Origin of the sequence: Pseudomonas sp., assembly GCF_037994325.1 — a bacterium.
Lineage (GTDB): Bacteria > Pseudomonadota > Gammaproteobacteria > Pseudomonadales > Pseudomonadaceae > Aquipseudomonas.
In genome coordinates this window covers 1-2,856 of sequence record NZ_JBBNAH010000336.1, presented here as the reverse complement: position 1 = coordinate 2,856, position 2,856 = coordinate 1, and the positions used below count along the sequence as shown (strand labels likewise).

Here is a 2,856-nt window from a genome sequence, read left to right as displayed (position 1 = left end):
GCCGAGCACACCCTACGACAGCTCAATCAGACAAAAAGGGTCAAGGGCCTGGCAGCGCAATTCCTGGAGTTGGCTGCTGGCGAGGTGCAAGCAATCGTAGCGTTGCAGCTGCGCGACCTCGCCCGCCGCGCTCACCCGCAAACCATCGCCAGCACTCAACACCAGCAACGTCTTCGCCGAGCTAAACACTGTGCTTTCGCCCGCCGCCATCCACTGCAAGCGAGCCGAGCAGCGGGCTGGCGCATAGATCAGGTTGAAGTCGCGAATCGCCCCACCCAACAGGCTGCATTGCACGTGGCTATCGCCAGAAAAGGCAAATGCATCGAACGCCTGCAACGGCCGGGTCAGTTGCCCATCCACCGCCAATTGCATGCCGTCCCCTTCAAGCACGGTGATGATGCGCTGGTAGCCGGCAAACACGGAAAACGGCCCTGGCTGGGCAATATCGGCAATCGACAAGCGCCAGCTGAATGCCTCGCTGCCATCGCCATCGCGGAGCATTTCCAGGGTCGTGCCGCCGCCGTTTTTCCACGGCATACGCGGGTAGTCGGCGGCGCGCAGCACCTGCCAGGTCATGAGCTAAAACGCCCTTCCAGGCGATGACGGGAACCGGGGTAAAGCAAGCGGGCAACGGTGACGGTGCGGCGCCCCGACCAGGTGCGACGGCGAATCAATAGGCAAGGCTCGCCGCGTTCAATCTGCAGCAGCTTGCATTCGGCCGGTTCGGCCAGAATGGCTTCAACCACATGCTCGCCTTCGCTCATCGGCGCAATCTGCATCAGGTAGGCATAAGGCGTGGCCACGGTGAAATCCTGCGCCAGGTAGTCAGGGGCCACCGTGGCGTTAACGTAGCGGTCTTCTATCTGCACCGGCACATCGTTCTCAAAATGCACGATCACCGAATGGAACACCCGCTCGCCTTCACGCACATCCAGGGCCATGGCCCGCTCGGCGCCGGCTTTTTCTTCCGCCAAGAGCACCACCAGACAATGGTGGCGATGACCACGGGCGGCGATTTCATCGGCAATGTTGTGCACTTCAAACAGTGCCGACTGACCCTTGGGCTCGGCAACAAAGGTGCCGACGCCCTGCATGCGCACCAGCAGCCCTTCGGCCGTGAGCTCGCGCAAGGCGCGGTTGATGGTCATGCGGCTAAAGCCCAGTTGGCTGACCAACTCGCTTTCCGAGGGCACGCGGTGATGGGGCGGCCACACGCCAGTGTGAATTTGCGCGCTGATCATTTGCTTGACCCGCGCATACAGCGGCGCAGGCACTTCGCCTAGCTGCGCGGCCAGAGTGGCCATCTCGGACGATGGAGCGGACACGGCAATCTCCTGTGCAATTCAGTGCTGCGGGCGCAACGTGGGCCAGAGTTTACGTTTCCGCTCTGGCTCTGTATATGTATATACAACCTAGAAGCCGCCCTTGGAGCGCCCGGAATATGCCTGTTTTTTATGCTGAGCGCGCCTTGTTGGCCAGCGGTTGGGCACGCAATGTGCGCCTGGAGGTGGGTGCCGACGGCCTGCTGCAACAGCTGCAAAGCGATGCCCATGCCGACGGCGCCGAGCGCCTGAACGGCCCGCTGCTGCCGGGCATGCCCAACCTGCATTCCCACGCCTTTCAACGGCTGATGGCCGGCCTGGCGGAAGTGGCCGGCAACCCCAATGACAGCTTCTGGACCTGGCGCGAGCTGATGTATCGCCTGGTAGGCAAACTGACACCTGAGCAGATTCAAATCATCGCCCGCCAGCTGTATATCGAAATGCTCAAAGCTGGCTACACCAGTGTCGCCGAGTTCCACTACGTGCACCACGACAGCCATGGCCAGGCCTACGCCAACCCGGCTGAGCTGGGCATGCGTATCAGTGAAGCTGCAACGCAGAGCGGCATCGGCCTGACCTTGCTGCCGGTGCTCTATAGCCACTCAGGCTTTGGCGGCCAGGCACCTAACGAAGGCCAGCGGCGGTTTATCCACAGCAGCGACAGTTACCTCGCCTTGCAGCAACAGCTACAAAGCGCTTTGGCCGGCTCGACGACTCAGCGCCTGGGCCTGTGCTTTCACTCCTTGCGCGCGGTAACGCCTGGGCAAATCGAGCAGGTGTTGGCGGCGAGCGATACCAGCAGCCCAGTGCATATCCATATCGCCGAGCAGCAAAAGGAAGTCGACGACTGCCTGGCCTGGAGCCAAAAGCGGCCGCTGCAATGGCTGTTCGACCATGCGCCAGTGGATAACCGCTGGTGCCTGGTGCACGCCACCCACGCCAACCCCGAAGAAGTCCGGCAGATGGCCGCCAGCCAGGCGGTTGCCGGCCTGTGCCTGACCACCGAAGCCAACCTCGGCGACGGTATTTTCCCGGCGGTGGATTACCTCGCCCAGGGCGGCCGTTTAGGCATTGGTTCCGATAGCCATATATCAGTGAGCGTGGCCGAGGAATTGCGCTGGCTGGAATACGGCCAACGTCTGCGCGACCAGAAGCGCAATCGCCTATACCGCAGCGACCAGCCGATGATTGGCCGCACCCTGTACGACGCTGCACTGGCTGGCGGTGCGCAAGCGCTCGGGCAACCGATTGGTGAGCTGGCGGTGGGCAAGCGAGCGGACTTTGTCGTGCTCGATGGTGCCGACCCATACATTGCCTGCGCCGAAGGCGACGCCATTCTTAACCGCTGGTTATTTGCCGGCGGCGACCGTCAGGTGCGTGATGTGATGGTGGCGGGCCAATGGCTGGTCCGTGAAGGGCGGCATAAGGATGAACAGGCCAGCGCCCATGCGTTTACCGGCGTGCTCAAGGCCATGTTGTAGGGCGTGCTGCGCGCACCAAGCGATTTCCCGGCTATCGCCATGGTGCGCACAGC

At 62.3% G+C, this 2,856-nt stretch carries 3 protein-coding genes; 1 reads left to right on the top strand and 2 read right to left on the bottom strand.

Going from position 1 to position 2,856, the window contains the following annotated elements; translation table 11 throughout:
* Positions 1–12: 12 nt before the first annotated feature.
* Complete coding sequence (locus tag AAAB16_RS11365; protein ID WP_340663409.1) at positions 13–576, bottom strand: HutD family protein; 564 nt, start codon at positions 574–576, stop codon at positions 13–15.
* Positions 573–1,325 carry a histidine utilization repressor gene (hutC, locus tag AAAB16_RS11360; protein WP_340663408.1) on the bottom strand — a complete coding sequence of 251 codons (753 nt, stop codon included), beginning with the start codon at positions 1,323–1,325 and terminating at the stop codon, positions 573–575. The genes AAAB16_RS11365 and hutC overlap by 4 nt, the downstream gene beginning before the upstream one ends.
* 116 nt (positions 1,326–1,441) lie before the next feature.
* Between hutC and AAAB16_RS11355 the strand changes: the two genes are divergently transcribed.
* Positions 1,442–2,803 carry a formimidoylglutamate deiminase gene (locus AAAB16_RS11355; RefSeq protein ID WP_340663407.1) on the top strand — a complete coding sequence of 454 codons (1,362 nt, stop codon included), beginning with the start codon at positions 1,442–1,444 and terminating at the stop codon, positions 2,801–2,803.
* The last annotated feature ends 53 nt before the right edge of the window (positions 2,804–2,856 follow it).